This window comes from Streptomyces lycii (assembly GCF_009735685.1).
In the GTDB taxonomy this organism is placed as follows: Bacteria; Actinomycetota; Actinomycetes; order Streptomycetales; family Streptomycetaceae; genus Streptomyces; species Streptomyces lycii.
This window is the reverse complement of record NZ_WHPN01000006.1, coordinates 1-816: the sequence shown is the minus strand read 5'-3', so window position 1 is coordinate 816 and position 816 is coordinate 1. Positions and strand designations below refer to the sequence as shown.

Annotated in this window: 1 protein-coding gene and 2 pseudogenes; all 3 read left to right on the top strand. The window is 70.2% G+C overall.

The features are described from left to right. Positions 1–91 (top strand): annotated as a pseudogene (locus GCU69_RS00230) (roadblock/LC7 domain-containing protein); the annotation flags it as partial. Between the two features lie 99 nt (positions 92–190). Beyond that, positions 191–739 carry a DUF742 domain-containing protein gene (locus GCU69_RS00225; protein ID WP_098749760.1) on the top strand — a complete coding sequence of 183 codons (549 nt, stop codon included), beginning with the start codon at positions 191–193 and terminating at the stop codon, positions 737–739. Beyond that, positions 720–816 (top strand): annotated as a pseudogene (locus tag GCU69_RS00220) (ATP/GTP-binding protein); the annotation flags it as partial. The gene GCU69_RS00225 and the pseudogene GCU69_RS00220, both read left to right, overlap by 20 nt.

Below are 816 nucleotides of genomic sequence, written 5' to 3'. Positions count from 1 at the left end.
CGGATACGAGATGGCCCTACTGGTCGACCGCGCCGGCAGCGTCCTCACCCCGGACCTGCGCGCGGAACTCCAGGGAAGCCTTCTCAACTGATAAACAACCAGTGCGTTTTGCGCCACCGCGCCATAGGGTGCGGTGGCGCGGGACCCACAGCGGGGAACGGCAGAGCACAGGTAGTTGGAGGAGGAGATCGTGGCAACGCCCCCGAGCGGATATCCCTACGGCGGTCAGCAGGCCCAGCCGCAGGGTGAACCGCCCCAGCGGTACAACTTCCCCTCCGCACCGAGCCACCAGGAGCCGCCGCAGCAGCGGCAGCCGTTCGACCAGGGTCCGCCGCCGCGGATACAGCCCGTGCAGCCGCAGCCGCGTCGGCAGCACGGCTCGCCGCCGAGCGGGAGCCAGAACCCGCTGGTGCGCCCGTACGCCATGACGGGCGGCCGGACCCGGCCGCGTTACCAGCTCGCCATCGAGGCCCTCGTGCACACGACGGCCTCGCCCGGGCAGCTTCAGGGGCAGCTTCCGGAGCACCAGCGGATCTGTCATCTGTGCCGTGAGATCAAGTCGGTCGCCGAGGTCTCCGCGCTGCTCACCATCCCCCTCGGCGTCGCCCGAATCCTCGTCGCCGACTTGGCGGAGGCCGGGCTTGTCGCCATCCATCAGCCCGGCGGCGACGAGTCCGCCGGCGGACAGCCAGACGTGACACTGCTCGAAAGGGTGCTCAGTGGACTTCGGAAGCTCTAGCGGCGCGGCCCGCTCCACCACGTCCGCGAAGATCGTGGTGGCGGGCGGCTTCGGCGTGGGCAAGACCACGTTCGTCG